The following is a 26901-nucleotide window of genomic DNA, read 5'->3' as shown; positions in this document are numbered from 1 at the left end:
ATCTCCATGCAAACGCAAAAACCAGCACTCGAACTTCTTACCTGCAACGCCAGCTACCGGGGTAGCCCGACGGCGCTGTTTCACCAATTATGCAGCGACAGACCCGCCACGCTGCTGCTTGAGTCAGCGGATATCGACAGCAAAAATGATTTAAAAAGCCTGCTGCTGATTGATAGCGCGTTGCGTATTACCGCTCTCGGTGACACTGTCACGATAAAAGCACTCACTGCAAACGGCGCGTCGCTGCTGGCATTACTGGATGCCGCGCTGCCCGCCGGAGTCGAAAACACACGGCTTGAAAATGGCCGCATGCTGCGTTTCCCTGCGGTGAGCGCGCTGCTGGATGAAGACGCCCGCCTCTGTTCATTATCTGTTTTTGATGCGTTTCGTCTGTTGCAGGGTCTGCTGGATGTGCCCGCTGATGAGCGCGAAGCGATGTTTTTCGGCGGCCTGTTTGCCTATGACCTGGTCGCGGGTTTTGAAGCGCTTCCGCCGCTTGAGCAAGATCGCCGTTGCCCGGATTACTGCTTTTATCTCGCCGAAACGCTTTTAGTTATCGATCATCAGAAACAGCAAACCCGCATTCAGGCGAGCCTGTTTAGCGACGACGCCGAAGAAAAAGCCCGCCTGCTGGCGCGTATCGATTCGTTACAGCATGAGATGGAAAACGACGCCCCCCCACTGCCTGTGCAGAGCGTGCCGCATATGCGCTGTGAATGTAATCAGAGCGATGAAGAGTTTGGCGCCGTGGTGCGTGAGATGCAAAAAGCCATCCGCGCCGGGGAAATTTTCCAGGTTGTACCTTCGCGCCGCTTTACCTTGCCCTGCCCCTCGCCGCTCGCCGCTTACGATGTGCTGAAAAAGAGCAATCCCAGCCCGTATATGTTCTTTATGCAGGATGAAGATTTCACGCTGTTCGGCGCATCGCCGGAAAGTTCGCTGAAGTATGACGCCTGCAGCCGCCAGATTGAGATCTACCCGATTGCTGGCACCCGCCCGCGCGGTCGCCGCCCTGATGGTTCGCTCGACAGAGATCTCGACAGCCGCATAGAGCTTGATATGCGTACCGATCACAAAGAGCTGTCTGAGCACCTGATGCTGGTGGATCTGGCGCGTAACGACCTGGCGCGCATCTGCACGCCGGGCAGCCGTTATGTCGCGGATTTAACAAAAGTCGATCGTTATTCCTACGTGATGCACCTGGTGTCCCGCGTCGTTGGCGAGCTGCGCCAGGATCTGGACGTTCTGCACGCTTACCGCGCTTGCATGAACATGGGCACACTCAGCGGTGCGCCGAAAGTGCGCGCCATGCAGCTTATTGCCAGCGCCGAAGGAACGCGGCGCGGCAGCTATGGCGGCGCAGTGGGTTACTTCACCGCCAGCGGCGATCTGGATACCTGCATCGTTATTCGCTCAGCCTGGGTGGAGGACGGCATTGCCACCGTTCAGGCCGGCGCGGGGATCGTGCTGGATTCTGTGCCGCAATCCGAAGCGGATGAAACACGCAACAAAGCCCGCGCAGTTCTGCGCGCTATCGCGACCGCACATCACGCACAGGAGACTTTCTGATGGCTGACATTCTGCTGCTCGATAATATCGATTCCTTTACTTATAACCTGGCGGATCAGCTGCGTACGGGCGGGCACAATGTGGTGATTTATCGCAACCATGTTCCGGCACAAACCTTAATTGACCGTCTGGCAACGATGCAAAACCCGGTGCTGATGCTCTCCCCTGGTCCCGGTGCGCCTTCCGAAGCTGGCTGCATGCCGGAGCTGTTGACGCGGATGCGCGGCAAGTTGCCGATTATTGGTATCTGTCTTGGTCATCAGGCCATTGTTGAAGCCTATGGCGGCTACGTAGGCCAGGGGGGTGAAATCCTGCACGGCAAGGCCTCCAGCATTGAGCACGACGGCCAGGCCATGTTTGCGGGGTTAAGCAATCCGCTACCGGTCGCGCGCTATCATTCACTGGTTGGCAGCAATATCCCGGCGGGTCTGACGATTAACGCACACTTCGACGGGATGGTGATGGCGGTGCGCCACGACGCCGACCGGGTGTGCGGCTTCCAGTTTCATCCTGAGTCTATTCTTACCACCCAGGGCGCTCGCCTGCTGGAGCAAACGCTGGCATGGGCGCTGCAAAAACTGGAGCAAACCAACACCCTGCAACCGATTCTGGAAAAACTCTATCAAGCGCAAACCCTGACGCAGCAGGAGAGCCACCAGCTTTTTTCCGCCGTTGTGCGCGGCGAAATAAAACCCGAACAACTGGCCGCAGCACTGGTGAGCATGAAAATCCGTGGCGAGCACCCGAACGAGATAGCGGGCGCGGCCACTGCGCTACTGGAAAATGCCGCGCCGTTCCCGCGCCCGGAGTACGCCTTCGCTGATATCGTGGGAACCGGGGGAGATGGCAGCAACAGTATTAATATCTCCACCGCCAGCGCCTTTGTCGCGGCAGCGTGCGGACTGAAAGTCGCCAAACACGGCAATCGCAGCGTATCGAGCCGTTCAGGCTCATCTGACCTGCTGGCCGCGTTCGGCATCAACCTGGACATGAGTGCCGACAAGTCGCGCGCTGCGCTGGATGACCTGGGCGTGTGTTTTCTGTTCGCCCCGAAATACCACACCGGTTTTCGCCATGCGATGCCGGTCCGCCAGCAGCTGAAGACCCGCACGCTGTTTAACGTGCTGGGGCCGCTTATCAACCCGGCGCATCCTCCGCTGGCGCTGATTGGTGTCTATAGTTCAGAACTGGTGCTGCCGATTGCGGAAACCCTGCGCGTGCTCGGTTATCAGCGCGCGGCGGTGGTGCACAGCGGCGGTATGGATGAAGTGTCGCTGCATGCACCGACGCTGGTCGCAGAGCTGCACGACGGCGAAATCAAAAGCTACCAACTGACGGCGGCAGATTTTGGCCTGACGCCCTACCATCAGGAGGCGCTGGCAGGCGGCACGCCGGAAGAAAACCGTGACATTTTGACACGCTTGCTCCAGGGTAAAGGTGAGCCTGCCCATGAAGCCGCAGTGGCCGCCAACGTCGCCATGTTGATGCGTCTGCATGGCGAAGAGGATTTACAGGTTAACGCGCAAAAAGTTATTGATGTGCTGCGCAGTGGTGCAGCTTATGACAAAGTCACCGCGCTCGCGGCAAGAGGGTAAACATGCAGACCGTTTTAGCAAAAATTGTTGCCGATAAAGCCTTATGGGTAACCGCGCGCAAAGCGCAACAGCCGCTGGCTGATTTCCAGAATGAGGTGGTTCCCAGCACCCGGCGTTTTTATGATGCGCTGCAAGGAACGCGCACCGCATTTATCCTGGAGTGTAAAAAAGCCTCACCCTCTAAAGGTGTCATTCGCGACGATTTTGACCCGGCGCGCATCGCCGGTGTGTATAAGCATCACGCCTCCGCTATCTCGGTACTGACCGATGAGAAATACTTTCAGGGCAGCTTTGACTTTTTGCCGGTGGTCAGTGCTATCGCGCCGCAGCCGATATTGTGCAAAGACTTTATTATCGACGCTTACCAGATCTGGCTTGCGCGCTATTATCAGGCCGATGCCTGCCTGTTAATGCTTTCCGTACTTAACGACGAGCAGTACCGCCAGCTCGCCGCGGTTGCGCATAGCCTGGACATGGGGGTGCTGACCGAGGTCAGTAACGAAGCAGAACTTGAGCGGGCGATTGCGCTGGAGGCAAAAGTCGTCGGCATCAATAACCGCGATCTGCGCGATCTCTCCATCGATCTGAACCGGACCCGCCAGCTTGCGCCTCGTCTCGGCGCGGGCGTAACGGTTATCAGCGAGTCGGGGATCAATACCTATGCTCAGGTGCGAGAACTGAGCCACTTTGCCAATGGGTTTTTGATTGGCTCAGCGCTGATGGCGCACGACGATCTGGACTTAGCGGTGAAGCGCGTGCTGCTGGGCGAGAACAAAGTGTGCGGACTAACCCGCCCCGAAGATGCCCGCGCCGCTTACGATGCAGGTGCTATTTACGGTGGGCTGATTTTTGTCCCCACATCGCCTCGTGTCGTTGATGAAACACAGGCCCGCGAGGTGATGAAGGGTGCGCCGCTGCACTATGTCGGCGTCTTTCGCGATGCCCCGCCTGAAGAGGTAGCGGCAATCGCTGAGAAACTGTCGCTGCATGCCGTGCAGTTGCACGGGGAGGAAGATCAGACCTATATCGATGCGTTGCGCGAGCAGCTTGGCGCGACAACACAAATCTGGAAAGCGCTCAGCGTTGGCGAAAGCCTGCCGCCGCGTAATCTTCAGCAGGTGGATAAATACGTGCTTGATAACGGCCAGGGCGGTAGCGGCCAGCGTTTCGACTGGTCATTGCTGGCGGGAGAAGCTCTGGATAATGTGCTGCTCGCTGGTGGTCTTGGGGCAGATAATTGCGTGCAGGCGGCAGTGTCCGGCTGCGCCGGTCTTGATTTTAATTCTGGCGTCGAGTCGCAACCGGGTATTAAAGACGCCAGCAAACTGGCCTCGGTGTTTCGCACGCTACGAGCTTATTAAGGAAACCAAATGACAACACTACTGAACCCTTATTTCGGCGAATTTGGCGGCATGTATGTTCCGCAGATCCTGATGCCCGCCCTGCGCCAGCTGGAAGAAGCGTTTGTAAGCGCGCAAAGTGATAGCGAATTTCAGCACCAGTTTAACGATCTGCTGAAAAATTACGCCGGGCGTCCGACCGCCCTGACCCGCTGTCAGAATATCACTGCGGGTACCCGTACCACGCTCTATCTGAAACGTGAAGATCTGTTGCACGGTGGCGCGCACAAGACGAACCAGGTTCTTGGCCAGGCGTTGCTCGCTAAACGAATGGGTAAAACAGAGATAATCGCTGAAACCGGCGCAGGCCAGCACGGTGTTGCCTCTGCGCTCGCCAGCGCCCTGCTCGGGCTGAAATGCCGCATCTATATGGGCGCGAAAGATGTGGAGCGCCAGTCGCCAAACGTCTTTCGTATGCGTCTTATGGGCGCGGAAGTTATCCCGGTACACAGCGGGTCGGCGACCCTGAAAGATGCCTGTAACGAAGCGTTGCGCGACTGGTCTGGCAGTTACGAAAAAGCGCACTATATGCTGGGCACCGCGGCTGGCCCTCATCCGTTCCCGACTATCGTGCGTGAGTTCCAGCGCATGATTGGCGAAGAGACCAAAGCGCAAATTCTCGAAAAAGAAGGTCGTCTGCCGGATGCGGTGATCGCCTGTGTCGGCGGCGGTTCTAACGCTATCGGTATGTTTGCTGATTTTATTGATGAGGCCGGGGTCGGTTTGATTGGCGTAGAGCCTGCCGGGCACGGTATCGAAACCGGCGAGCACGGCGCGCCGCTGAAACATGGTCGCGTTGGCATCTATTTCGGCATGAAATCGCCGATGATGCAGACCGATGATGGCCAGATTGAAGAATCTTACTCCATTTCTGCCGGGCTGGATTTCCCGTCCGTAGGGCCGCAACATGCATGGCTCAACAGCACCGGCCGCGCGGAGTATGTCTCAATTACGGATGATGAAGCGCTGGATGCGTTTAAAACGCTGTGTCGGCACGAAGGGATTATCCCGGCGCTGGAATCATCGCATGCCCTCGCCCACGCGCTTAAAATGATGCGCGAGTACCCGGAAAAAGAACAACTGCTGGTGGTGAATCTCTCCGGGCGTGGCGACAAAGATATTTTTACCGTACATGATATTCTGAAAGCGCGAGGGGAAATCTAATGGAACGCTATGAGACGCTGTTTAAGACGCTGCATGCTCGCAAGGAAGGTGCTTTCGTCCCCTTTGTTACGCTTGGCGATCCGTCGCCCGCGCAGTCGCTGAAAATTATTGATACGCTTATCGAAGCCGGCGCGGATGCGCTGGAGCTGGGCATCCCGTTTTCCGATCCGCTGGCGGATGGCCCGACTATCCAGAACGCGACGCTGCGTGCTTTTGCCGCTGGCGTTACGCCTGACCAGTGCTTCGAAATGCTCGCCGCTATCCGCCAGAAGCATCCGACTATCCCGATTGGTCTGCTGATGTATGCCAATCTTGTATTCAGCAGGGGTATTGATGAGTTTTACGCACGCTGCGCGCAAGCCGGGGTTGATTCGGTACTGGTCGCGGATGTGCCGGTAGAAGAGTCGGCGCCGTTTCGCCAGGCCGCGATGCGCCACAATATCGCGCCGATATTTATCTGCCCGCCGAATGCCGACGATGAGTTGCTGCGCCAGATAGCCTCGTATGGCCGTGGCTACACTTATTTGTTATCGCGCGCAGGCGTGACCGGCGCGGAAAACCGGGCTGCGCTGCCGCTGCATCATCTGGTGGAAAAGCTGACCGAATACCACGCGGCACCACCGCTGCAGGGCTTTGGCATTTCAGCGCCCGAGCAGGTCACCGCGGCTATCGACGCCGGGGCTGCCGGGGCGATTTCAGGCTCAGCGATTGTAAAAATTATCGAGAAAAACCTGGAGAAGCCCGAGGCGATGCTGGCAGAGCTTAAACGTTTCGTGCAGGGACTAAAAGCGGCAACGCTGGCGCGTTAAGTGAAAACGCCGCCTGAAAAAGGCGGCGTTGGTTTAACCTTTGGGCACGGTTATAGCGATGCCACCGCCATTAGGTGCCTGCAGACCCGTCGGACCATAAAACCGAATTCTTATATACCGCCGGAAAAGCGGGATATTTCTATATTATTCTCCGTTACCCGCAGGCAAGACGAAAGCATAGGCGTAATTTGATGCTTCCAGGCCTGTCGGTCCATAAAACCGAAGGTAACCTATCCCTGCATAATTTTCCGGCGCATCGCTGCTTAACGTTGCAGTGATCGTCCTGTTTCTTTCCCAGGGGCCGTCGCCCTCGACGGCTATCACATCTGCGCTTCTGCCATCGGCTGCAATAGATAGTACTTCATAGTCACTGTGGGACATGTCCACAATTCTTACATATTCCGGAACGGTAATATGAATTCTTGAACCCGGTGTTGCAGGATTATCTGAAGTAATCAACCCAACTGTCATGGTACTGGTTCCCCCCGGATCCATTAAAAAGGCTGGGGTTCCGCTATCTGCTTCAACAAAACCTTCTGAGGCAGTATGCAAGGTCACTATATCCGAGTCCCCTGCACTACCATTAACAGGGATATGGGTAACGTACACCGGCAGCTCTACGTCCATCGGCGCATCATTCTCTACTTTTATTAGCACCAGGGCATTGAAATACACACCTTCAATCCAGGCTTGCAGCGTTAATGTTGTTGCACCCCACGGGAAGCTGGCCAAAATAAAATTGTCGGAGGCAATAACATCCGCAATGGTTGTATGGGGTGGCAATTCTAATGTAACCCTGGTTTTTGCCGGCGGGGAAACGTTGGTTGGCTCCAGGCTGACTTCAAGCTGGACCGTATCGCCCGGCATTACTTTAAAATACGTTTGTGAGAGGCTGAGCGTATGGGACAGTGTGGCGACGCTCAGTTCACACTGTGCACCCGGAACCCCTTCGGCGGTAAAGTACTGAATGGATCCCGTTAATAGTTTGCCCACATCCGCGTCACTGTGTACAGCCAAAACAACCGAACGATCCGCTGTCCAGGAAGTATTATCGTCCGGGGCATACACATCCGCCGTCTTACCATCGCCGGAAATCGTCAGCCGTTCCGGTGGCTGGTAAGAGACCGCATAAATATGTGTGCCCGGAGGGGCCACGAAATGCAGCCGTGAGTCCGGCACCGCACCTCGATTATCCGTGGTAAAGGTAAAGTTTATCGTGACGGTGCTGGGCGTGCCCACCCGCGGGATTTTTTTCTGCCTGAGCGAATAAAAGTTTTCATTTACCAGCCGGAAGTTCGAATTAATAATGACCTGTATAGCCCCACCCGTACGGTTGGGGAAATCCATTGCAATAATGCCGATACCTATGGCAACCGGTGCTTTCTTTTCACCCAATAACGTCAGAAAGGCCGGGTTTAATTTCGAGGCGGCCTGATTAATTGTCTGTACCAGCGGCTCGCCCTGCTTACTGATAAAGTTTAGATACAGCCTGTCACCACCTTTAGAATGATCGGTGATGGCGGCAGAGAGGTTGTCTGAAATAGAATCTCTCTTCTCAGCGATACCGCCAGACGGGTTATAATTGTCCTGCACCACCATGGAATTCCACTGTATGCCGGGCAGCCCCCCGACATTAGAAATAATAACGTTTTTTTTCCTTACCTCGCCCAGCGTGGGCACCTGTGATCCGGTATATAAATAACCTGAGTACGAAGAATGGTAGTTATCAAAAATAGCGTTAAATTCTGCATTGCTGGCTGTGGAATATTCCTGCTTAATTCGCATCAGTATGGTTTCGGATGGATGCGCCGACAAAAAACCCACGCAGGCATTCAGCACATCCCCAAAGTTTATATTCTGATAGACGAGGTCATGATGAATGGTAAATACGCCGTTTACCACCCGGCAGCGGATATCCAGAAAGCGAATACCGCTGTTTAATTGCTGGGTGATGGTTTGATCCTGAGCAATAATAACGCCAATAATATCGCCGTCCGGCGAGTAGGTTGCTCCGGAGTCATGCGTTCCGGGGATGGATAAATTGCCTAATGATCGGCTGTCCTCGATGCCTTTCATCCATGAGGAAGCGCTCCATTGTTGCACCTTCTCATAGACACTGTAGACCACACTGGAGGCGTTTCCGGCTGTGCCTGCATCCGATATGCTCCAGACCTCTGCATTACCATTTTTCATTGTACTGCCGTAGGAGTTCGACCCCACCGCCGGATTATTCCAGTACAGTTCAAACTCCGTGATGCCGTCTTCCGGCACATACCATGTGTAGCCTTCTGTTCCGGTTGCAAAACCTGCTGACTCGGCCTGCCAGCTCGCCGAGGTGCCTGCATAAATCGTTTCCGGCGGGCCTGGATTAAAGATACCGTGCGATACACTGGAACCACGCAGATGTAATACTGAGCTGGAAAAGTTATTTAGCGTAATGGAAACCTGCCGCGCCGCAGCAGGAGCCGGTGGTGCAGGTTGCTGGCCCGTATCGGGAGTTTCATAATCTGATTCGCTCATTATATTATCCTTCCGGCAAGATTGAATATCAGCAAATATTTTCGCTGCCGTGCTTAACGGTATAGCAAAGTCCTGTCACTGATATTTCCGAAAAGGATGTTTATTAATAAAAAACAAAATTTAACTCTACGCAATTCAATGCACATTTATGATCTTGATAATGAATAATAATATTTATTAATTACTTTTTAAAAGACGCAATCAGAATATTAAAATAACCATGCCGGAATAAAAAACTGGCCGCAAGCGACCAGTTTAATTGAAATTATATATTTTAAATCAGAAACGATAACCTGCGGAAAACATAAACACCCAGGGATCAAGACGGACATTATTACTGTAACTGCCCGCCGCCAGTACCGTACCATCAGATTTAAATTTCGTTTTGCTGTCAATATCCATATACCAGACGGACATATTCAGCAGCCAGTCACGGTTGATGAGATAATCAAGGCCAACCTGCCCGGCAGCACCCCAGGAAGATTTCATGCTCAAATCTGAAAGCCCGGCGGATTTACCGGTATCGTTGAATTTCTCGTCAAAGAACGTGGTGTAGTTAACCCCAACACCAACATAGGGACGCGCTTTACTGTTGGCATCACCAAAATACCACTGTGCCATCAGGGTTGGCGGCAAATGATGCACGGTCGCGATATCGCCGGTCTTTTCTGTTCCAACGCGATGGCGGAACGGTGTCGCTGCCAGTAGCTCAATACCGACGTTTTCGGTCGCCATATACGTCATCGTCAAGCCTAACTGCGTATTGTTGCTGACATTCACACCCAGACTGCCAAGAACGCCATCGGAGCCTTCTGTAGGACGTACGGTGGCGCTCCCCGCGCGGAGGAAAAATTCGCCAGCATCATGCGCATAAGCACCACCGGAGAAACTACCCAGGATCAACGCTGCCACAGCTAATTTCTTCATATCCACTCCATCGTTAAGTTTTTTATGTTTATCGCGCCGTGAATATACCCACAACTAAGTACAAAGTGATCCAGCAGAGATCACACTTAATGCGGTAATTTAACATTCATTGATCTGAGATAATTTTTACTCGCGAGTGCGATTTTTATATTTTGGACTTACATCAATTTTCAGGCCGTGAGCAATATAAAAAATTCCCACACTGGCCACTTGCGCACCACCCCCGGCAGGGATAGTTTAGTGACCTTATTATTCGTGTTGATACGTAATGAATTGCAGGTGCACTATGAGCGATCTCAATCCGTGCATGTCGTGCGGAGCCTGTTGTGCTTATTTTCGTGTCTCTTTCTACTGGGCCGAAGCCGATGATGCGGGCGGTCCTGTTCCTGCTCATCTTACCGAGCAGCTCAGCCCTTTTTTGCGCTGTATGTCCGGCACCAACCAAAAACAGTGCCGCTGCGAGGCGCTCGAAGGTACGCCGGGTGAATCGGCTCGCTGCACTATCTACACAAATCGCCCGTCGCCCTGCCGGGAATTTCCGATGTCGGGTGAGAACGGGCAAATCAACGAAGCCTGCGATCGCGCCCGCGCCCGTTACGGTTTAGCGCCTCTTTACAAAGATATGCTTTTCCATACAAGCACGGATGCTGCCACTGGGGATGTATCCAGGGTACAATTACCTGATATTTAACATCGCAATACTCAAGGAGAGTGCATGTCTATCACGGCGAAGTCCGTTTACCGTGACACGGGAAATTTTTTTCGTAATCAGTTTATAACGATTTTGCTGATCGCGCTTTTGTGTGCCTTTATTACGGCTGTACTTGGGCACGCCTTTTCACCCGGTAAAGAGCAGCTTGCCATCCTGAGCGAAGGAGACAATCTGACCGCAAGCGTTGGCCTGTTCGAGCTGGTACAGAACATGACACCGGAGCAGCAACGTGTTCTGTTGCGCGCATCGGCAGCCTCTACCTTTTCCGGGCTTATTGGTAACGCGATTCTGGTTGGCGGCGTGCTGTTATTGATCCAGATGGTTTCTGCAGGCCATCGCGTCAGCGCCCTGCGTGCAATTGGCGCCAGCGCCCCACTGCTGCCAAAACTGCTGCTGTTGATTTTGCTAAGTACCTTTATCGTGCAGATAGGCATTATGTTTATTATTGTGCCCGGCGTTATTATGGCCATTCTGCTCGCGTTCGCCCCGGTGATGCTGGTGCAAGGCAAGATGGGTATTTTCGCCGCTATGCGCAACAGTATGCGCATGGGCTGGTCTAATATGCGTGTCGTTGCCCCGGCTGTGATGGGCTGGCTGCTGGCGAAAACACTGCTTTTGATGTCTGCGCATCATCTGGCTGTTTTTACCCCGGAAGTTGGCGCAGTTATCGCGAATACCATCAGTAACTTAATCTCGGCGGCGCTGCTTATTTATATGTATCGCCTTTATATGCTGATGCGCCCATGAACATTCCGGCTGCCCCGCACGGGCGGCCCTCTTTTGATGGAATCGTAGAATGAAGCAGTTTCTTGATTTTCTCCCGCTGGTCATTTTTTTCGCTTTTTACAAACTGTATGACATTTATGCGGCCACCTCTGCCCTGATAGTGGCAACGGCTGTCGTGCTGATTTACAGCTGGGTGCGCTATCGCAAAGTGGAAAAAATGGCGCTGATTACCTTTGTCCTGGTCGCCGTTTTCGGTGGGCTGACTATTTTCTTCCATAATGATGAGTTTATTAAATGGAAGGTAACGGTGATTTATGGTTTGTTTGCTGGCGCTCTGCTGTTCAGCCAGTGGATCATGAAAAAACCGTTGATCCAGCGGATGCTCGGTAAAGAGCTGACGCTGCCTGATGCCGTCTGGTCGAAGCTGAATATTGCGTGGGCGCTGTTTTTCATCCTTTGCGGGCTGGCTAATATCTATATCGCGTTTTGGTTACCGCAAAATATCTGGGTGAATTTTAAAGTCTTCGGCTTAACCGCATTGACACTTATCTTTACGCTGCTGAGCGGTGTTTATATCTACCGCCATATGCCACAACAGGAAGACAAATCCTGATCGTGAAGCCAGGCCGCACAGCCTGGCTTTTTTCTTCCCGCCTGTGCAGTTTCGTAGTAGCATCCCGCTAAAATCCCTCATCACAGAAGAGATAGAAATGAGCACCATTCAGGAGACTCCTCAGGGAGAGCTTGTTTTACGCACATTAGCAATGCCTGCGGACACTAACGCTAACGGCGATATTTTTGGCGGCTGGTTGATGTCGCAAATGGATATCGGTGGCGCAATCCAGGCCAAAGAAATTGCACATGGCCGCGTGGTCACGGTTCGCGTTGATGGTATGACCTTTCTGCGCCCTGTCGCGGTTGGTGATGTGGTGTGCTGTTACGCACGCTGCGTAAAGCGTGGCAATACGTCAATGACCATTAATGTCGAAGTATGGGTCAAAAAAGTGATGTCTGAACCCATTGGTCAGCGTTATAAAGCAACCGAAGCGCTATTTATTTATGTGGCGGTTGATAACGAAGGTAAACCACGCCCTTTGCCTGCCCAACAGGCATAATATTAAATAATGTTTGTCGGCGATGCGCATTTACCCGCCGCCGACTCTCCAGCTATTTCTCGTACAAGTCATAAAAATTTTATTCCCTAAAAAAGCAGACTCTGGTAGCAACCAATATTGTTGTGATGGCACAGAAGCGTAACGCAGGGGATTCAGGTAAAAAAAACGGGCCTTTCGGCCCGCTTTGTTATTCCATCGACGCCCCGCCATTAAGGCGGAAGACAATATTTACCACCAGGCCTGAACCCGGCTTACCCGCTTCATAGCGCCATCTGCGCATCGCGGCTTTTACTTCGCGCTCAAACATATTTGCTGGCTGAGCGGAGAGGATCTGCACATTCTCAACGCGGCCATCAGACGTCACGTCAAATTTCACTCTTACACGACCTTCAATGCGCAATGCCTGCGCCCGCGCCGGGTATTGCGGCTGGTTACGGCTCAGAGCGCGAGGCCCCGCCGGAACAGACGGTGCCGGTTTGCTGGCAGCTGATGATGTCGGCGTCGCTGCCGGGCGGGCCGGTGCGTTGCTCTCAAAAGGCGATGCCGGACGCGGCTGCGCCGGTTTCGCTTCCCGCTTCGGCTGCTCGACCTTTTTCTCCGGTTTGGGCTTCGGTTTAGGCTTCGGCTTGGGCTTTTCTATCACCACCGGCGCTTCTTTGGGTGGTTCCGGAAGCGTTTCTGGTTCCGGCTCTGGTTCAGGCTCCACCACGGGCGCAGGCGGTTCGACGGCCTTCGGTGGTTCCAGTTCAGCCGGTGCCACCATTGTCACAGAGATAGGCTGCGCCGGGGCGGGCAATTCAACAACCTGATGTACCGAGGTATAAAGCAGCCCTGCCACAACAGCTCCATGAATACCAACTGACAACAGCGTTGGCCAGGGAAAGCGGCGGGGAAAATCAAGGGTCATTGAAGTCATAATCGTGTCAGTTAAAAAACCAGGCCCCGATTTTAAATGCAAATAGCAATCATATTCAACAACGCATCACCTTTGTGGATAATTTAATCGTTTGAACGGATAAAAAAACCGCATACTTCGCAGGGCTTTCAGCGAAGAGCACATCTTTACATTGCAGTCAGCACACCTTTCACATACCGTTAAAGCTTTCCGACTGGCAAGGAGTATTCTGTGCTTTACGTTATTTTTGCTGAAGATAATGCTGACTCTCTCGAAAAACGCACGTCAGTGCGCCCTGCACATCTGGCTCGCCTGCAATTGCTGCGTGATGAAGGTCGCCTGCTGACCGCCGGGCCTATGCCCGCTGTTGACAGTAACGATCCGGGTGCCGCAGGTTTTACCGGCTCCACGGTGATTGCTGAGTTTGAGTCGCTGGATGCCGCCAAAGCCTGGGCAGAAGCAGACCCGTACGTTGCAGCAGGCGTTTACGCAAATGTTATTGTGAAGCCGTTCAAGAAAGTTTTCTGAGGATAATAAGGCCCGCCAGGCTGGACGCGGGCCTTTCAAAACAGCAGCAAAGGTTAATGGGCCACGCTTTTTGAAAACAGATTAATGATGAGTACGCCAGCAATAATAAGCCCGATGCCCGCAATCGCCGCGATATCCAGCTTCTGCCCCTGCAGTAACCAGGCCACCGCCGCAATCAGCACAATACCCGCACCAGACCAAATCGCATAAATAACGCCTGTCGGCATAGTGCGCATAGGGATAGTCAGGCACCAGAACGCCACGCAATAACCTGCCACGCTGACCGCCGCCGGAAGCAGGCGCGTAAAACTCTCCGACGCTTTCAGCGCCGTGGTCGCAATGACTTCACTGATAATCGCAATGCCGAGAAAAATTAGCGCTTCTTTATTCATGTTAGTCATTCCCCGTAGACACCAGGCGCAGCACCGACTCCCAAAGCGCCCTCACGCTTTATAAAGTCGCGAGCGCCCAAAATAACAGTGGGCACCTTAAAAGGTGCCCAGAGAGATCAGAAATCATAGATGGCGAACAGTAACACATTGCGGTGGCGGTTCAATCCACATTTTCTGATGGCGTGGATGCGCATATTGCGACGCGACTGAGCTTCCAGCCAGCGTGCTTTACGGCGGCCCGCCTGGCGAACCATGCGCCAGCGCCCCACTTCCGTACGACTACGCTTCATTTTTACAACTCTATTCTGAAGAGAGCGCTCATTATAGATCGTCCCTTACGGCAAACCAGCGCTTTTCGGCGTTTTTATTTGCCAGATGGAACCGTATGCGTAAACTCATTGCACGAAGTTTTAAAAAGGATTTTTTGTCTATGAGCACCTTCTATGCCGTGCTAAGTTGGCTAATCGTTCTGGGATACTGGCTGTTGATTGCCGGCGTCACCCTGCGCATCCTGATGAAACGTCGGGCGGTGACCTCCTCCATGGCGTGGCTACTGGTCATTTATATCCTGCCGCTGGTGGGGATTATTGCCTATCTCTCGCTGGGAGAACTGCACCTGGGCAAGCGCCGGGCCGAGCGCGCACGCGCCATGTGGCCATCGACGGCAAAATGGCTAAAAGATTTAAAAAATTTCAAACGCATTTTTGCTGAAGAAAACAGCAGCGTCGCCTCTTCATTATTTCGCCTGTGCGAGCGCCGCCAGGGCATTGCCGGTGTCAAAGGAAATCAGCTACAGCTGCTCACCTCGTCTGATGATGTTATGCAGGCATTGATTCGTGATATTCAGCTTGCCCGTCACAATATCGAGATGGTGTTTTATATCTGGCAGCCCGGCGGTATGGCGGATCAGGTGGCGGAGTCGTTAATGGCCGCAGCACGACGTGGCGTCCACTGTCGCCTGCTGCTGGACTCCGCCGGTAGCGTGGCGTTTTTTCGTAGCCCCTGGGCTGGCATGATGCGCAACGCCGGAATCGAAGTGGTGGAAGCGCTGAAAGTGAATCTGATGCGTGTATTCCTGCGCCGTATGGATTTACGCCAGCATCGCAAAATCGTGCTGATTGATAACTATATTGCCTACACCGGCAGCATGAATATGGTCGATCCGCGCTATTTCAAACAGGACGCGGGGGTCGGGCAATGGGTGGATTTGATGGCGCGCATGGAAGGCCCTGTCGCGACCTCAATGGGTATTGTCTACTCCTGCGACTGGGAAATCGAAACCGGTAAACGCATCCTGCCGCCGCCGCCGGATGTGAACGTTATGCCTTTCGAGGAAGCCAGCGGCCACACTATTCACACCATCGCCTCAGGGCCGGGCTTCCCGGAAGATCTTATTCATCAGGCGCTGTTGACCGCCGTTTATGCCTCGCGTGAATACTTGATCATGACGACGCCCTATTTCGTGCCCAGTGACGATCTGCTGCACGCAATTTGTACCGCTGCCCAGCGAGGCGTGGATGTCAGCATTATTCTGCCGAGGAAAAATGATTCCGTGCTCGTTGGCTGGGCGAGCCGGGCCTTCTTTACCGAGCTGCTGGCCGCTGGCGTGAAGATTTACCAGTTCGAAGGCGGGCTTTTGCACACCAAAAGCGTGCTGGTCGATGGCGAGCTGAGTTTAATCGGAACAGTCAATCTTGATATGCGCAGTTTGTGGCTAAACTTTGAGATAACGTTAGTTATCGATGATGCCGGTTTTGGTGGTGATCTGGCGGCAGTGCAGGATGATTACATCTCCCGCTCCCGCTTACTGGACGCGCGGTTGTGGGTAAAACGGCCTTTCTGGCACCGTATTGCTGAACGACTGTTTTACTTCTTTAGCCCGTTGCTGTAAAACGTGCCCATCAAGTGAAGAGGTAATCATGGAAATGGATCTGAATAACCGCCTGACTGAAGATGAAACGCTCGAACAGGCTTACGATATCTTCCTCGAACTGGCAGCGGACAATCTCGACCCGGCAGACATCATTCTGTTTAATTTGCAGTTTGAAGAACGTGGCGGCGCAGAGCTGTTTGATCCCGGCGAAGACTGGCAGGAACATGTGGATTACGATTTAAATCCGGACTTCTTCGCCGAAGTGGTGATTGGGCTTGCGGATACTGATGGCGGCGAAATCAATGATGTGTTTGCCCGCGTGTTACTGTGTCGGGAAAAAGACCACAAACTTTGCCATATTCTCTGGCGCGAATAATCGCCGAAAACAGCAAGGGCTGACCGTTGTCAGCCCTTTTTTTATGTCTGAATCAGAGCGGGTCAACCTTCAGGCAGGAAACCGCATGGCGGAAACTGCCTTCCAGTACTGGCCTGGTTTTCGCGCATTCCGGCCCAGCGATGGGGCAACGGGTGCGAAAAACGCAACCTGACGGCGGATTGATTGGCGAGGGTAGCTCCCCTTCCAGCAACTGTATGGTCTTATTTTTCTCCAGATCAGGGTCCGGTACCGGCACCGCTGACATCAGCGCTTTGGTGTACGGATGTAACGGGTTCTGATACACCTCATCATAGGTGCCCAGTTCCACCGCGTGGCCGAGATACATCACCAGCACGCGGTCGGAGATATGCTTCACCACCGCCAGGTCATGGGCGATAAAGATCAGCGACAGCCCCATTTCACGCTGTAATTTTTGCAGCAGGTTCACCACCTGCGCCTGGATAGAAACATCCAGTGCCGAAACCGGCTCGTCGCAAATAATCAGTTTCGGCTCAAGGATCAGCGCACGGGCAATACCAATTCGCTGGCACTGCCCGCCGGAGAACTCATGCGGGTAGCGGTTAATCAGGTTTGGCAACAGACCGACTTTCATCATCATCGCTTTGACACGGTCGCGTACTTCCTGGCGCGCCATTTTCGGATGATAAGTACGCAGCGGCTCGGCAATAATTTCCCCAATCGTCATGCGCGGGTTCAGCGATGCCAGCGGGTCCTGGAAAATCATCTGGATATCGCTGCGCACATCGCGCCACTCGTCAGGTTTCATCCCCAGAAGATCTTTACCCAGCCACGCCACTTTACCGTCGGTGGCTTTTACAAGACCGATAATTGCCCGTGCAAACGTGGACTTCCCGCAGCCGGATTCCCCCACCACGCCCAGGGTTTCGCCCTCGTACAAACGCAGGGTCACGCCATCGACCGCTTTCAAGGTTTTAGGCGGCTGCCAGAACCACTGTTTACCGTCTTTGATGTCAAAATGCACTTTGAGATCGGCAATTTCCAGCAGGACTTTTCTCTCTTCGATTATGGCGTTCATACTAACTCCTCCACCGGCTTAAAGCAGGCGCGCAAGCGGCCCGGGGCAAACTCCTCCAGCGGTGGAGCATTGGTACAAATATCCATGGCATGCGGGCAGCGCGGCTGAAACGGGCAGCCTTTTGGCAGACGCAGCAGGTTCGGCGGGTTGCCAGGAATGGTCAGCAGCGCTTCGCCCTCCGCGTCCAGGCGCGGCACCGCGTTGAGCAGGCCGATGGAGTACGGGTGCGCTGGCTGGTAAAACACATCACGCGCCTTGCCGTATTCCATCGTGCGTCCGGCATACATCACCAGCACTTTATCGCAGATCCCCGCCACCACGCCGAGGTCATGGGTGATCATGATAATGGCGGTGTTAAATTCACGCTTCAGTTCATTAAGTAACGTCATGATCTGCGCCTGAACCGTCACGTCGAGCGCCGTGGTTGGCTCATCAGCAATCAGCAGTTTTGGTCGACACAAAAGCGCCATGGCAATCATCACACGCTGGCGCATCCCGCCGGAAAATTCATGCGGATACATGCGCATACGCTTTCGCGCTTCGGGCATTTTTACCGCATCCAGCATGCGCACTGACTCTTCGAACGCTTCGGCTTTATTCATGCCTTTATGCAGCATCAGCACTTCCATTAGCTGCTCGCCAACGCGCATATACGGGTTAAGCGACGTCATCGGATCCTGAAAGATCATCGAAATCTGTTCCGCGCGCAGCGTGTTAAGCTTCGACTCCGGCAGATTCAGGATCTCTTTACCGTTAAAGGTTGCGGAGCCGCCAATGCGCCCGTTGGAGGCTAAAAGCCCCATCAGCGCAAAAGCGGTCTGGGATTTGCCCGACCCGGACTCCCCCACAATACCCAACGTTTCACCGGCGCGCAGGGAGAAATTCAAATCATTCACCGCGGTGACATCACCGTCCGGCGTCTGGAAAGTCACGCGTAAATCTTTAACATCCAGCAGAAGATTCGATTGCTGGGGCGCCGTTGACGCTAATGAGGATTCAGTCATGCTCATAACAGCGCTCCTTAACGATCTTTCGGGTCGAGGGCATCACGCAGGCCATCGCCGATAAAGTTGAAACAAAACAGGGTGACCACGAGGAAACCCGCCGGGAAAAGCAGCAGCCACGGGGAGACTTCCATCGAATTGGCACCATCGCTGAGCAGCGCCCCCCAGCTACTGAGCGGCTCCTGTGTCCCCAGGCCAAGGAAGCTCAGAAAGGACTCAAACAGGATCATGCTCGGCACCAGCAGCGATGCATACACCACCACCACGCCCAGCACGTTCGGTACAATGTGGCGCACCACAATGTTCGCCGTGGAGACCCCGCCCACCTGTGCAGCTTCAATAAACTCTTTGCGCTTCAGACTCAGCGTCTGGCCACGCACAATACGCGCCATGTCCAGCCAGGACACCATCCCGATCGCCACAAAAATAAGCAGGATGTTTTGCCCAAAAAAGGTGACCAGCAGGATCACGAAAAACATAAACGGGAACGAGTTGAGGATTTCTAAAAGGCGCATCATCACCGAGTCGGTTTTGCCGCCCAGGTAACCTGAGAGCGAACCGTAAAGCGTGCCGACGATAACCGCAACCAGCGCAGCGGCAATCCCCACCATCAAAGAAATACGCCCGCCAATTGCGACACGCACCAGCAGGTCGCGCCCGGATGAGTCGGTACCAAAATAGTGACCGGACTCGGTATCCGGCGCGCTGGACATCATGCCCCAGTCGGTGTCGAAATAGGCAAACGGCGACAGCATCGGTGCCAGCGTCACAAACAGGGCAATCAGCACCAGAACCGCAAGGCTTGCGACCGCAGCGCGGTTATGCATAAAGCGACGGCGCGCGTCCTGCCACAGGCTGCGCCCTTCGACGTCGAGTTTCTCACTGAAGTTCTCCAGCGCCTCGCTGTTTTTCTTACTTAACATCATGGCGTGCTCCAGTGTTAATAACGGATCTTCGGATCGATAACGGCATACAGCACATCAACGATCGCGTTAAACATAATGGTCAGTGCGCCGACCAGGATGGTCAGGCTCAGCACCAGCGAATAGTCACGGTTAAGCGCACCGTTAACGAACAGCTGGCCGATCCCCGGCAAACCATAGATAGTTTCGATAACCATTGACCCGGTAATAATGCCGACAAATGCAGGGCCGAGATAAGAGAGCACCGGCAGCAGCGCGGGTTTCAGCGCGTGGCGGAAAATAATCCGCCGCATCGGCAGCCCTTTTGCACGGGCGGTACGGATAAAATTCGAATGGAGAATTTCAATCATCGAGCCGCGGGTAATACGCGCGATACTGGCGATATAGGCCAGTGACAGCGCAACCATGGGCAGGATCATAAATTTCAACGCCCCGCCGTTCCAGCCGCCTGCGGGTAACCATTTAAGTATAATGGCGAAGATCATTACCAGTAATGGCGCCACGACAAAGCTCGGAATGACCACGCCGGTCATCGCCAGCCCCATCACCGAATAGTCCCATTTGGTGTTTTGGTTGAGTGCCGCGACCACGCCGGCCGTCACACCACAAATCACGGCCAGTAAGAATGCCGCCGCGCCTAATTTCGCAGAAACCGGGAAGCTCGCCGCCACCAGGTCGTTCACCGTATAGTCTTTGTATTTAAAGGACGGCCCGAAATCAAAATGCGCCAGCTGTTTTAAATAGCTGAAATACTGCGTCAGGATAGGATCATTTAAGTGGTATTTCGCTTCGATATTCGCCATCACCTCTGGCGAAAGCGCACGCTCACCGGTAAAAGGGCTTCCCGGCGCAAGGCGCATCATAAAAAACGAAATCGTAATCAGAATAAAAAGTGTTGGGATCGCTTCAAGACAGCGACGTAGGATAAATTTCAACATTGCCCGTACCTTCTGGCCTGTGCCTTTTACACATCTTCTACCGGGCGGCGCTGCGCCAACCCGCAAAGAGTGTTTACTGGTGCGAAAAAATAAGACACTGTGGGGCGAGACAACCCGCCCCACTGATTGCCATTAATGCTTGATAATATATAGGTTTTTAACGTAGATATTATCCATAGGGTCTTTACCGGTATAACCACCCACCCACGGTTTAACCAGACGGGCGTTCACGTAGTAGTAAACCGGAACAATCGCCGAGTCTTTATCCAGCTGCTGCTCTGCTTTGGAATAAAGTTCGCTGCGCTGTGCTTCGTCAGTCACCTGCAACGTATCAGCAATGATCTTATCGAATGCCGGGCTCTTATAATGCGGGGTATTGTTTGAGCTGTCGGACAGCATCATGTTCAGGAAGGACGTCGGTTCGTTGTAGTCCGCACACCAGCCCGCACGGGAAACGTCATAGTTACCCTGATGACGCGTGTCGAGGAAGGTTTTCCACTCCTGGTTTTCAAGCTTAACGTTCACACCGAGGTTTTTCTTCCAGATGGAAGAAGCTGCGATCGCCAGTTTTTTGTGCAGATCGGAGGTGTTATACAGCAGGTTAAAGGTCAGCGGTTTGTCCGCAGTATACCCTGCTTCTGCCAGCAGCTTTTTCGCTTCGGCGTTACGCTGTTCCTGGGTCATTTTGAACCATTCTGGTTCGGTCAGTTTTGCACCATCCGCGTACGGAGGGGTAAAGCTATATGCCGGGAGATCGCCCTGGTTTTTCACTTTATTAACGATGATGTCGCGATCGAGCGCCAGCTTCAGCGCAGTACGCACGCGCACATCCGTAAACGGCGCTTTTTGGTTGTTGATTTCGTAATAGTAAGTGCACAGATACGGGTCAACGTGAACTTCTTTCGGGATCTCTTTTTTCAGCTTCTGGAACAATTCAATCGGCATATTGTTATACGTCATGTCGATTTCTCCGCTGCGATAGCGGTTCACATCGGTGACTTCAGATGCGATTGGCAGATACGTAACCTGGTTAATAACAGTTTTCGCGTTATCCCAGTAGTTAGTATTACGCTCCAGAACGATACGCTCGTTCACTACCCAGTCTTTCAGTTTGTAAGCACCGTTGGTGATAATGTTCGCAGGCTGCGTCCATTTTTCGCCGAATTTTTCAATCGCGGCTTTTGGTACCGGAGAGACTGACGGGTGAACCAGCAGTTTATAGAAATACGGAACCGGCTCGCTCAGAGTGACTTCAAACGTATTGTCATCGATGGCTTTTACGCCCAGCTCGCTGGTCGGTTTTTTTCCACCGATAATGTCATCGATGTTAGCAATATGACCGTATTGCAGATAGCTTGCATACGGAGAGGCCGTCTTCGGATCGGCCAGGCGCTGCCAGCTGTAAACGAAATCCTGAGCGGTCACAGGCGTGCCGTCGGACCATTTGGCGTCTTTACGCAGATGGAACGTCCAGACTTTAAAATCTTTGTTTTCCCACTTCTCGGCAACACCGGCAGACGGGTGGCCGTCAACGTCGGAAATTAACAAACCTTCGAACAGATCGCGGTTAACGTTAGATTCCGGTACACCCTCAATTTTATGCGGGTCGAGCGATTGCACTTCTGAGGCATTGTTACGAACCAGCGTTTGCTTCTCTGCCAGTTGAACTCCCGCCGGAACGTCAGCTGCTATAGCCGCGTTACCGGTAATTAGCGCCGTCAGAATACCCGCAGCGACCAGACTTTTTTTTGTGATGATGGACATTGTGTTGATACTCCACTCATTATAATTACTGACGAAACCGCCAGCGTGTTTCATCCCCTGATGGGGGTCCGTAAAGCGCAGGAGCTTTGGCGCTTTCAGACTTCTTTTTTTACTGCTGCTATCACCGACTTTTTTATTACTGATTGCTCATGCGGCAATCTTGCGTCGATTAGTTAACCCGCCTCCCCTGTCGAGGCGCGTTTTATTTCTGTTGATGGTCATTATTATTGAAAATGATTCTCATCAACGCTGTTTATCCTGCAACACTCAGGCTGTAAAGATAATGGCCGGAAAGTATCAAATGGCTGGTCGTGCCGCCAATACATTTTGCAAATTTGTTAACCGTTTCTCTTTTACAGCCAAAAGAATCCTGCGAAGAACTGTCTTCACAGTCTCCCTGAAAATGCTTATACCTATTATTTTCAATAAGATAAATGCACATTACGGCCATGTAATGCGTTTTTGCAGACGGTGTGTTAATTTGCACAAAAAAGCAACAATTGACTACTTTTTAGCACATTCATCTGCGATAAGAATGAAAATACTAATATCATCTCAATTATGTCACGGCAAGCCCAATAGTATTATGTGAGAGAAATAACAGCGCCGATCGCGCAAAATAGCGCCGTCAGTAATTCACAAAACTTATAATTATCTGATGCGCAACAGATTTCCTGATGATGTGAATTTATTATACCTGCAGCCATTTTCTGTATTTATCATATGTTTTGCTAATTTTTGCGCGAACAATCACACCCCGCACCACCGTTGAGTATGTATCAGGTTTAACCATTCGTTATATAACCAGGAATTTGCATAAACAAATGCGGGTAATAAGCAAAAATAATTAATGCATCAGTCCGGGGAAAAGCGATTTCACGCCAGCCACGATAAATTCGATCCCAAGCGCCATCAGTAACAGACCCATAATACGCGTGACCACATTGATACCGGTCTGCTTAAGCAAGCGAACCAGCCAGGGTGCGATCCGAAATAGTCCCCATGAACAAAGCGCAAACAGCGCGATCGCCACCGAAAAGCCAATAAAATATTCAATGCTGTGATAACGCGTACCCCAGACAATTGTCGAACTGATAGCACCAGGCCCGGCCATCAACGGCAGCGCCAGCGGCACAACGCCAATACTTTCCCGGATAGCGGTTTCTGACTGCTCCTGCTTATTCTGCTTATCTTCGCCCAGTTTCCCGCTGATCATTGACATGGCGATGGTGACCACCAGGATGCCCCCGGCAATGCGAAATGAATCAATGGAGATACCGAAGAGTTGCAGGATGGTGTTGCCTAAAAACAGCGAGGTCCAGAGGATAATGGCAACGGACAGATTGGCCGTCAGGTTGGTTTTATTGCGCGCTCCCGCCGTCTGGTTGCTGGTCATGCTAATAAAGACGGGAATGATCCCGACAGGGTTCACCAGCGCGAATAAGCCAATAAAAAACTTAAACCAGGTGGGAAAATCAAACAGTGTCAGCACCGCTATAGGCTCCTGAATTATCGGACGAAATCTCAACCATTATTGACAAAAAAATCCATGCAGAAGATACGTGTTTTCCCCGCGCACTGCACCTTTATTTCATGCCACATGGGACATGCTGCAGTATGTTATTCACTTGTGGGAATTGTGATAATCTTAGAGGACGCTTAGTCAGATGCCATTAACATTTGCTACAAATGCCCTAATTACGGGGTGCTGAATGGAGTCAGCCTCGCTGAAATTTGACACGGATCACGTAATTGCTACTCAGAAGTAGGTAACCTTGAAGTCATTAAAAGAGAGCAATAAACCTGAATCATGTATAGCTATCCGTTGAGGCTCTTTCAGTAAATCAGTGGCATGTACTTTGACGTAACTCTTTGTATTAATGATGTTTACGCAAGCAACAGCTGGTCTGTCTATACTGTCGTACTGGGCAGCTGGTTTACTAAAAGAGTTTAACTTTATCAGGAGAGCATTATGGCTGTTACTAATGTCGCTGAACTTAACGCACTCGTAGAACGCGTGAAAAAAGCTCAGCGTGAATATGCCAACTTTACTCAAGAGCAAGTCGATAAAATCTTCCGTGCTGCCGCTCTGGCCGCCGCTGATGCCCGAATCCCTCTCGCCAAAATGGCGGTTGCTGAATCCGGTATGGGTATTGTTGAAGATAAAGTGATTAAAAACCACTTTGCTTCTGAATATATTTACAATGCCTATAAAGATGAAAAAACCTGCGGAATTCTCGAAGAAGATGACACCTTCGGCACCATCACTATTGCTGAGCCAACCGGTATTATCTGCGGGATTGTTCCTACCACCAACCCGACTTCAACCGCAATTTTTAAAGCCTTAATTAGCCTTAAAACCCGCAACGGTATTATTTTCTCCCCACACCCACGTGCGAAAAACGCAACCAATAAGGCAGCGGATATTGTGCTGCAGGCGGCTATCGCTGCCGGTGCGCCGCGCGACATTATTGGCTGGATTGACGAGCCGTCTGTTGAGCTTTCTAACCAGTTGATGCATCACCCGGATATCAACCTGATCCTCGCCACCGGCGGGCCGGGAATGGTGAAAGCCGCTTACAGCTCCGGTAAACCGGCAATCGGCGTGGGTGCAGGTAACACGCCTGTAGTTATTGACGAAACGGCGGATATCAAACGCGCTGTCGCTTCTATCCTGATGTCCAAAACCTTCGATAACGGGGTTATCTGTGCTTCTGAACAGTCTGTCGTGGTGGTTGATTCCGCTTATGAGGCTGTACGCGAGCGCTTTGCCACCCACGGGGGCTACCTGTTACAGGGCCAGGAATTGAAAGCCGTCCAGGATATCATCCTGAAAAATGGCGCGCTGAATGCGGCTATCGTCGGTCAACCGGCAACCAAAATTGCCGAAATGGCAGGTATTTCTGTTCCGGCAAATACCAAGATACTGATCGGCGAAGTGAAAAACGTGGATGAGAGCGAGCCGTTTGCCCACGAAAAACTCTCTCCGACGCTGGCAATGTACCGCGCGAAAGATTTTGAAGATGCCGTGGTCAAAGCCGAAAAACTGGTGGCGATGGGTGGTATCGGTCATACCTCCTGCCTCTATACGGACCAGGACAACCAGCAGGATCGCGTTGCCTTCTTCGGCGATAAGATGAAAACCGCGCGTATTCTTATCAATACGCCGGCTTCTCAGGGTGGTATCGGCGACCTGTATAACTTCAAGCTTGCACCTTCCCTGACGCTGGGTTGTGGTTCCTGGGGTGGTAACTCCATCTCCGAAAACGTTGGTCCGAAACACCTGATCAACAAGAAAACCGTTGCTAAGCGAGCTGAGAACATGTTGTGGCATAAACTTCCTAAGTCTATCTACTTCCGTCGTGGTTCTCTGCCAATCGCGCTGGATGAAGTGATTACCGATGGTCACAAACGCGCCATGATCGTGACTGACCGCTTCCTGTTCAACAATGGTTATGCCGACCAGATAACGTCTGTGCTGAAGGCTGCCGGTGTGGAAACTGAAGTCTTCTTTGAAGTCGAAGCGGACCCGACCCTGAGCATCGTGCGCAAAGGTGCTGAACTGGCAAACTCCTTTAAACCGGACGTTATCATCGCTCTCGGCGGTGGTTCTCCAATGGACGCCGCGAAAATCATGTGGGTGATGTATGAGCATCCGGAAACCCACTTCGAAGAACTGGCGCTGCGCTTTATGGATATCCGTAAACGTATCTACAAGTTCCCGAAAATGGGCGTGAAAGCGAAAATGATCGCGGTCACCACAACCTCCGGTACCGGTTCTGAAGTCACACCGTTTGCGGTCGTAACCGATGACGCAACCGGCCAGAAATACCCGCTGGCGGATTATGCCCTGACCCCGGATATGGCGATTGTTGATGCCAACCTGGTGATGGATATGCCGAAGTCACTGTGCGCCTTCGGTGGTCTGGATGCGGTAACCCACGCGCTGGAAGCCTACGTATCTGTGCTGGCATCTGAGTTCTCTGACGGCCAGGCACTGCAGGCGCTGAAACTGCTGAAAGAAAACCTGCCGGCCTCCTATAATGAAGGCGCGAAAAACCCGGTTGCCCGTGAGCGCGTGCACAGTGCAGCGACCATCGCCGGTATCGCGTTTGCGAACGCCTTCCTCGGCGTGTGTCACTCCATGGCGCACAAACTGGGTTCCCAGTTCCATATTCCGCACGGTCTGGCGAACGCCCTGCTTATTTGTAACGTTATTCGCTACAACGCGAACGACAACCCGACTAAGCAAACTGCGTTCAGCCAGTATGACCGTCCGCAGGCGCGCCGTCGTTATGCTGAAATCGCCGATCACCTCGGCCTGACAGCACCTGGCGATCGCACTGCCGCGAAAATCGAGAAGTTACTGGCATGGCTGGAAACCCTGAAAGCTGAGCTGGGTATTCCGAAGTCTATTCGCGAAGCGGGCGTGCAGGAAGCTGACTTCCTGGCGCATGTTGATAAACTGTCTGAAGATGCGTTTGATGACCAGTGCACCGGTGCTAACCCACGTTACCCGCTGATCTCCGAACTGAAACAGATCCTGATGGATACCTACTACGGCCGTGAGTTCAAAGAAGGTGAAGTGGCTGTTGCTAAAGTCGAAACGCCGGT

General features: G+C 52.7%; 23 protein-coding genes and 1 pseudogene. 13 read left to right on the top strand and 11 right to left on the bottom strand.

Translation table 11 applies throughout. From position 1 onward, the window contains the following. The first annotated feature begins 6 nt into the window (after positions 1-6). The 5 genes from ACTU3N_RS09495 to trpA are packed head-to-tail and all read left to right on the top strand — an operon-like array spanning position 7 to position 6537. Positions 7-1569: an anthranilate synthase component 1 gene (locus tag ACTU3N_RS09495; protein WP_443085875.1), complete on the top strand. Its 1563-nt coding sequence runs from the start codon at positions 7-9 to the stop codon at positions 1567-1569. Then, complete coding sequence (gene trpD / locus ACTU3N_RS09490) at positions 1569-3164, top strand: bifunctional anthranilate synthase glutamate amidotransferase component TrpG/anthranilate phosphoribosyltransferase TrpD (RefSeq protein WP_443085874.1); 1596 nt, start codon at positions 1569-1571, stop codon at positions 3162-3164. Before ACTU3N_RS09495 ends, trpD begins: the two co-directional genes overlap by 1 nt. A 2-nt stretch (positions 3165-3166) precedes the next feature. Further along, complete coding sequence (gene trpCF / locus ACTU3N_RS09485) at positions 3167-4525, top strand: bifunctional indole-3-glycerol-phosphate synthase TrpC/phosphoribosylanthranilate isomerase TrpF (RefSeq protein WP_443085873.1); 1359 nt, start codon at positions 3167-3169, stop codon at positions 4523-4525. 9 nt (positions 4526-4534) lie between these two features. Next, positions 4535-5728 (top strand): tryptophan synthase subunit beta, encoded by a 1194-nt coding sequence (gene trpB, locus ACTU3N_RS09480; RefSeq protein WP_443085872.1) that lies wholly within the window; start codon positions 4535-4537, stop codon positions 5726-5728. After that, positions 5728-6537, top strand: coding sequence for a tryptophan synthase subunit alpha (gene trpA / locus ACTU3N_RS09475; RefSeq protein ID WP_443085871.1), 810 nt, complete (start codon positions 5728-5730; stop codon positions 6535-6537). The genes trpB and trpA overlap by 1 nt, the downstream gene beginning before the upstream one ends. Before the next feature lie 144 nt (positions 6538-6681). On the opposite strand, the gene ACTU3N_RS09470 is transcribed toward trpA, so the two are convergent. After that, on the bottom strand, positions 6682-9057 hold the full coding sequence (locus tag ACTU3N_RS09470; RefSeq protein ID WP_443085870.1) for a phosphatidylinositol-specific phospholipase C: 2376 nt from the start codon (positions 9055-9057) through the stop codon (positions 6682-6684). Positions 9058-9336: 279 nt separating this feature from the next. Beyond that, the gene (gene ompW, locus ACTU3N_RS09465; RefSeq protein ID WP_443085869.1) at positions 9337-9984 is read right to left on the bottom strand and encodes an outer membrane protein OmpW; all 648 of its coding nucleotides are present in this window, start codon (positions 9982-9984) and stop codon (positions 9337-9339) included. Positions 9985-10270: 286 nt separating this feature from the next. Between ompW and ACTU3N_RS09460 the strand changes: the two genes are divergently transcribed. From ACTU3N_RS09460 to yciA, 4 genes are all read left to right on the top strand, one after another. Continuing rightward, positions 10271-10675: a YkgJ family cysteine cluster protein gene (locus tag ACTU3N_RS09460; protein WP_443085868.1), complete on the top strand. Its 405-nt coding sequence runs from the start codon at positions 10271-10273 to the stop codon at positions 10673-10675. Between the two features lie 24 nt (positions 10676-10699). After that, entirely contained in the window at positions 10700-11443 is a 744-nt protein-coding gene (locus tag ACTU3N_RS09455) for a YciC family protein (RefSeq protein ID WP_443085867.1), read from the top strand. A 49-nt stretch (positions 11444-11492) separates the two neighbouring features. Beyond that, positions 11493-12035 (top strand): septation protein A, encoded by a 543-nt coding sequence (locus ACTU3N_RS09450; RefSeq protein WP_443085866.1) that lies wholly within the window; start codon positions 11493-11495, stop codon positions 12033-12035. A gap of 97 nt (positions 12036-12132) precedes the next feature. Next, positions 12133-12537 carry an acyl-CoA thioester hydrolase YciA gene (yciA, locus tag ACTU3N_RS09445; RefSeq protein ID WP_443085865.1) on the top strand — a complete coding sequence of 135 codons (405 nt, stop codon included), beginning with the start codon at positions 12133-12135 and terminating at the stop codon, positions 12535-12537. Between the two features lie 187 nt (positions 12538-12724). Here the strand turns inward: yciA and tonB are convergent, their stop codons facing one another. Then, positions 12725-13453 (bottom strand): TonB system transport protein TonB, encoded by a 729-nt coding sequence (tonB, locus tag ACTU3N_RS09440; RefSeq protein ID WP_443085864.1) that lies wholly within the window; start codon positions 13451-13453, stop codon positions 12725-12727. Between the two features lie 210 nt (positions 13454-13663). Here tonB and ACTU3N_RS09435 point away from each other — a divergent pair, with 210 nt between their 5' ends. Continuing rightward, on the top strand, positions 13664-13960 hold the full coding sequence (locus tag ACTU3N_RS09435; RefSeq protein WP_443085863.1) for a YciI family protein: 297 nt from the start codon (positions 13664-13666) through the stop codon (positions 13958-13960). Between the two features lie 53 nt (positions 13961-14013). Here ACTU3N_RS09435 and ACTU3N_RS09430 read toward each other — a convergent pair whose 3' ends face one another. Together ACTU3N_RS09430 and ACTU3N_RS09425 are read right to left on the bottom strand one after the other, a co-directional pair. Next, the gene (locus tag ACTU3N_RS09430) at positions 14014-14352 is read right to left on the bottom strand and encodes an SMR family transporter (RefSeq protein ID WP_443086177.1); all 339 of its coding nucleotides are present in this window, start codon (positions 14350-14352) and stop codon (positions 14014-14016) included. A 116-nt stretch (positions 14353-14468) separates the two neighbouring features. Next, a complete protein-coding gene (locus ACTU3N_RS09425; RefSeq protein WP_443085862.1) occupies positions 14469-14642 on the bottom strand; it encodes a YciY family protein in 174 nt (57 codons plus the stop codon). A 140-nt stretch (positions 14643-14782) separates the two neighbouring features. Here ACTU3N_RS09425 and cls point away from each other — a divergent pair, with 140 nt between their 5' ends. Together cls and ACTU3N_RS09415 are read left to right on the top strand one after the other, a co-directional pair. Beyond that, positions 14783-16243 carry a cardiolipin synthase gene (gene cls, locus ACTU3N_RS09420; protein WP_443085861.1) on the top strand — a complete coding sequence of 487 codons (1461 nt, stop codon included), beginning with the start codon at positions 14783-14785 and terminating at the stop codon, positions 16241-16243. A gap of 28 nt (positions 16244-16271) precedes the next feature. Further along, complete coding sequence (locus ACTU3N_RS09415) at positions 16272-16601, top strand: HI1450 family dsDNA-mimic protein (protein WP_443085860.1); 330 nt, start codon at positions 16272-16274, stop codon at positions 16599-16601. A gap of 52 nt (positions 16602-16653) precedes the next feature. Here ACTU3N_RS09415 and oppF read toward each other — a convergent pair whose 3' ends face one another. From oppF to ACTU3N_RS09385, 6 genes are all read right to left on the bottom strand, one after another. Beyond that, a complete protein-coding gene (oppF, locus tag ACTU3N_RS09410; RefSeq protein ID WP_443085859.1) occupies positions 16654-17658 on the bottom strand; it encodes a murein tripeptide/oligopeptide ABC transporter ATP-binding protein OppF in 1005 nt (334 codons plus the stop codon). Then, a complete protein-coding gene (locus ACTU3N_RS09405) occupies positions 17655-18668 on the bottom strand; it encodes an ABC transporter ATP-binding protein (protein WP_443085858.1) in 1014 nt (337 codons plus the stop codon). Before ACTU3N_RS09405 ends, oppF begins: the two co-directional genes overlap by 4 nt. Positions 18669-18679: 11 nt before the next feature. Further along, positions 18680-19588, bottom strand: a complete 909-nt coding sequence (gene oppC, locus ACTU3N_RS09400) for an oligopeptide ABC transporter permease OppC (protein ID WP_443085857.1) — start codon at positions 19586-19588, stop codon at positions 18680-18682. Between the two features lie 14 nt (positions 19589-19602). After that, positions 19603-20523: an oligopeptide ABC transporter permease OppB gene (gene oppB, locus ACTU3N_RS09395; protein ID WP_443085856.1), complete on the bottom strand. Its 921-nt coding sequence runs from the start codon at positions 20521-20523 to the stop codon at positions 19603-19605. 132 nt (positions 20524-20655) lie between these two features. Next, a complete protein-coding gene (gene oppA / locus ACTU3N_RS09390; RefSeq protein WP_443085855.1) occupies positions 20656-22287 on the bottom strand; it encodes an oligopeptide ABC transporter substrate-binding protein OppA in 1632 nt (543 codons plus the stop codon). 847 nt (positions 22288-23134) lie between these two features. Next, entirely contained in the window at positions 23135-23779 is a 645-nt protein-coding gene (locus ACTU3N_RS09385) for a YchE family NAAT transporter (RefSeq protein WP_443085854.1), read from the bottom strand. 480 nt (positions 23780-24259) lie between these two features. Between ACTU3N_RS09385 and adhE the strand changes: the two are divergent. After that, positions 24260-26854: pseudogene (gene adhE / locus ACTU3N_RS09380) on the top strand (bifunctional acetaldehyde-CoA/alcohol dehydrogenase); the annotation flags it as partial. Positions 26855-26901: the final 47 nt, after the last annotated feature.

Origin of the sequence: Vagococcus sp. WN89Y (genome assembly GCF_052220145.1) — a bacterium.
Classification (GTDB): domain Bacteria; phylum Pseudomonadota; class Gammaproteobacteria; order Enterobacterales; family Enterobacteriaceae; genus Kosakonia.
The sequence above is the reverse complement of the archived record's forward strand: the minus strand, read 5'-3'. Positions and strand labels throughout refer to the sequence as shown.

Bases quoted from the DNA above. Each gene is read 5' to 3' on its own strand.
- ACTU3N_RS09495 (WP_443085875.1), top strand. From the start codon at position 7: ATGCAAACGCAAAAACCAGCACTCGAACTTCTTACCTGCAACGCCAGC.
- trpD (WP_443085874.1), top strand. From the start codon at position 1,569: ATGGCTGACATTCTGCTGCTCGATAATATCGATTCCTTTACTTATAAC.
- trpCF (WP_443085873.1), top strand. From the start codon at position 3,167: ATGCAGACCGTTTTAGCAAAAATTGTTGCCGATAAAGCCTTATGGGTA.
- trpB (WP_443085872.1), top strand. From the start codon at position 4,535: ATGACAACACTACTGAACCCTTATTTCGGCGAATTTGGCGGCATGTAT.
- trpA (WP_443085871.1), top strand. From the start codon at position 5,728: ATGGAACGCTATGAGACGCTGTTTAAGACGCTGCATGCTCGCAAGGAA.
- ACTU3N_RS09470 (WP_443085870.1), bottom strand. From the start codon at position 9,057: ATGAGCGAATCAGATTATGAAACTCCCGATACGGGCCAGCAACCTGCA.
- ompW (WP_443085869.1), bottom strand. From the start codon at position 9,984: ATGAAGAAATTAGCTGTGGCAGCGTTGATCCTGGGTAGTTTCTCCGGT.
- ACTU3N_RS09460 (WP_443085868.1), top strand. From the start codon at position 10,271: ATGAGCGATCTCAATCCGTGCATGTCGTGCGGAGCCTGTTGTGCTTAT.
- ACTU3N_RS09455 (WP_443085867.1), top strand. From the start codon at position 10,700: ATGTCTATCACGGCGAAGTCCGTTTACCGTGACACGGGAAATTTTTTT.
- ACTU3N_RS09450 (WP_443085866.1), top strand. From the start codon at position 11,493: ATGAAGCAGTTTCTTGATTTTCTCCCGCTGGTCATTTTTTTCGCTTTT.
- yciA (WP_443085865.1), top strand. From the start codon at position 12,133: ATGAGCACCATTCAGGAGACTCCTCAGGGAGAGCTTGTTTTACGCACA.
- tonB (WP_443085864.1), bottom strand. From the start codon at position 13,453: ATGACTTCAATGACCCTTGATTTTCCCCGCCGCTTTCCCTGGCCAACG.
- ACTU3N_RS09430 (WP_443086177.1), bottom strand. From the start codon at position 14,352: ATGAATAAAGAAGCGCTAATTTTTCTCGGCATTGCGATTATCAGTGAA.
- ACTU3N_RS09425 (WP_443085862.1), bottom strand. From the start codon at position 14,642: ATGAAGCGTAGTCGTACGGAAGTGGGGCGCTGGCGCATGGTTCGCCAG.
- cls (WP_443085861.1), top strand. From the start codon at position 14,783: ATGAGCACCTTCTATGCCGTGCTAAGTTGGCTAATCGTTCTGGGATAC.
- ACTU3N_RS09415 (WP_443085860.1), top strand. From the start codon at position 16,272: ATGGAAATGGATCTGAATAACCGCCTGACTGAAGATGAAACGCTCGAA.
- oppF (WP_443085859.1), bottom strand. From the start codon at position 17,658: ATGAACGCCATAATCGAAGAGAGAAAAGTCCTGCTGGAAATTGCCGAT.
- ACTU3N_RS09405 (WP_443085858.1), bottom strand. From the start codon at position 18,668: ATGAGCATGACTGAATCCTCATTAGCGTCAACGGCGCCCCAGCAATCG.
- oppC (WP_443085857.1), bottom strand. From the start codon at position 19,588: ATGATGTTAAGTAAGAAAAACAGCGAGGCGCTGGAGAACTTCAGTGAG.
- oppB (WP_443085856.1), bottom strand. From the start codon at position 20,523: ATGTTGAAATTTATCCTACGTCGCTGTCTTGAAGCGATCCCAACACTT.
- oppA (WP_443085855.1), bottom strand. From the start codon at position 22,287: ATGTCCATCATCACAAAAAAAAGTCTGGTCGCTGCGGGTATTCTGACG.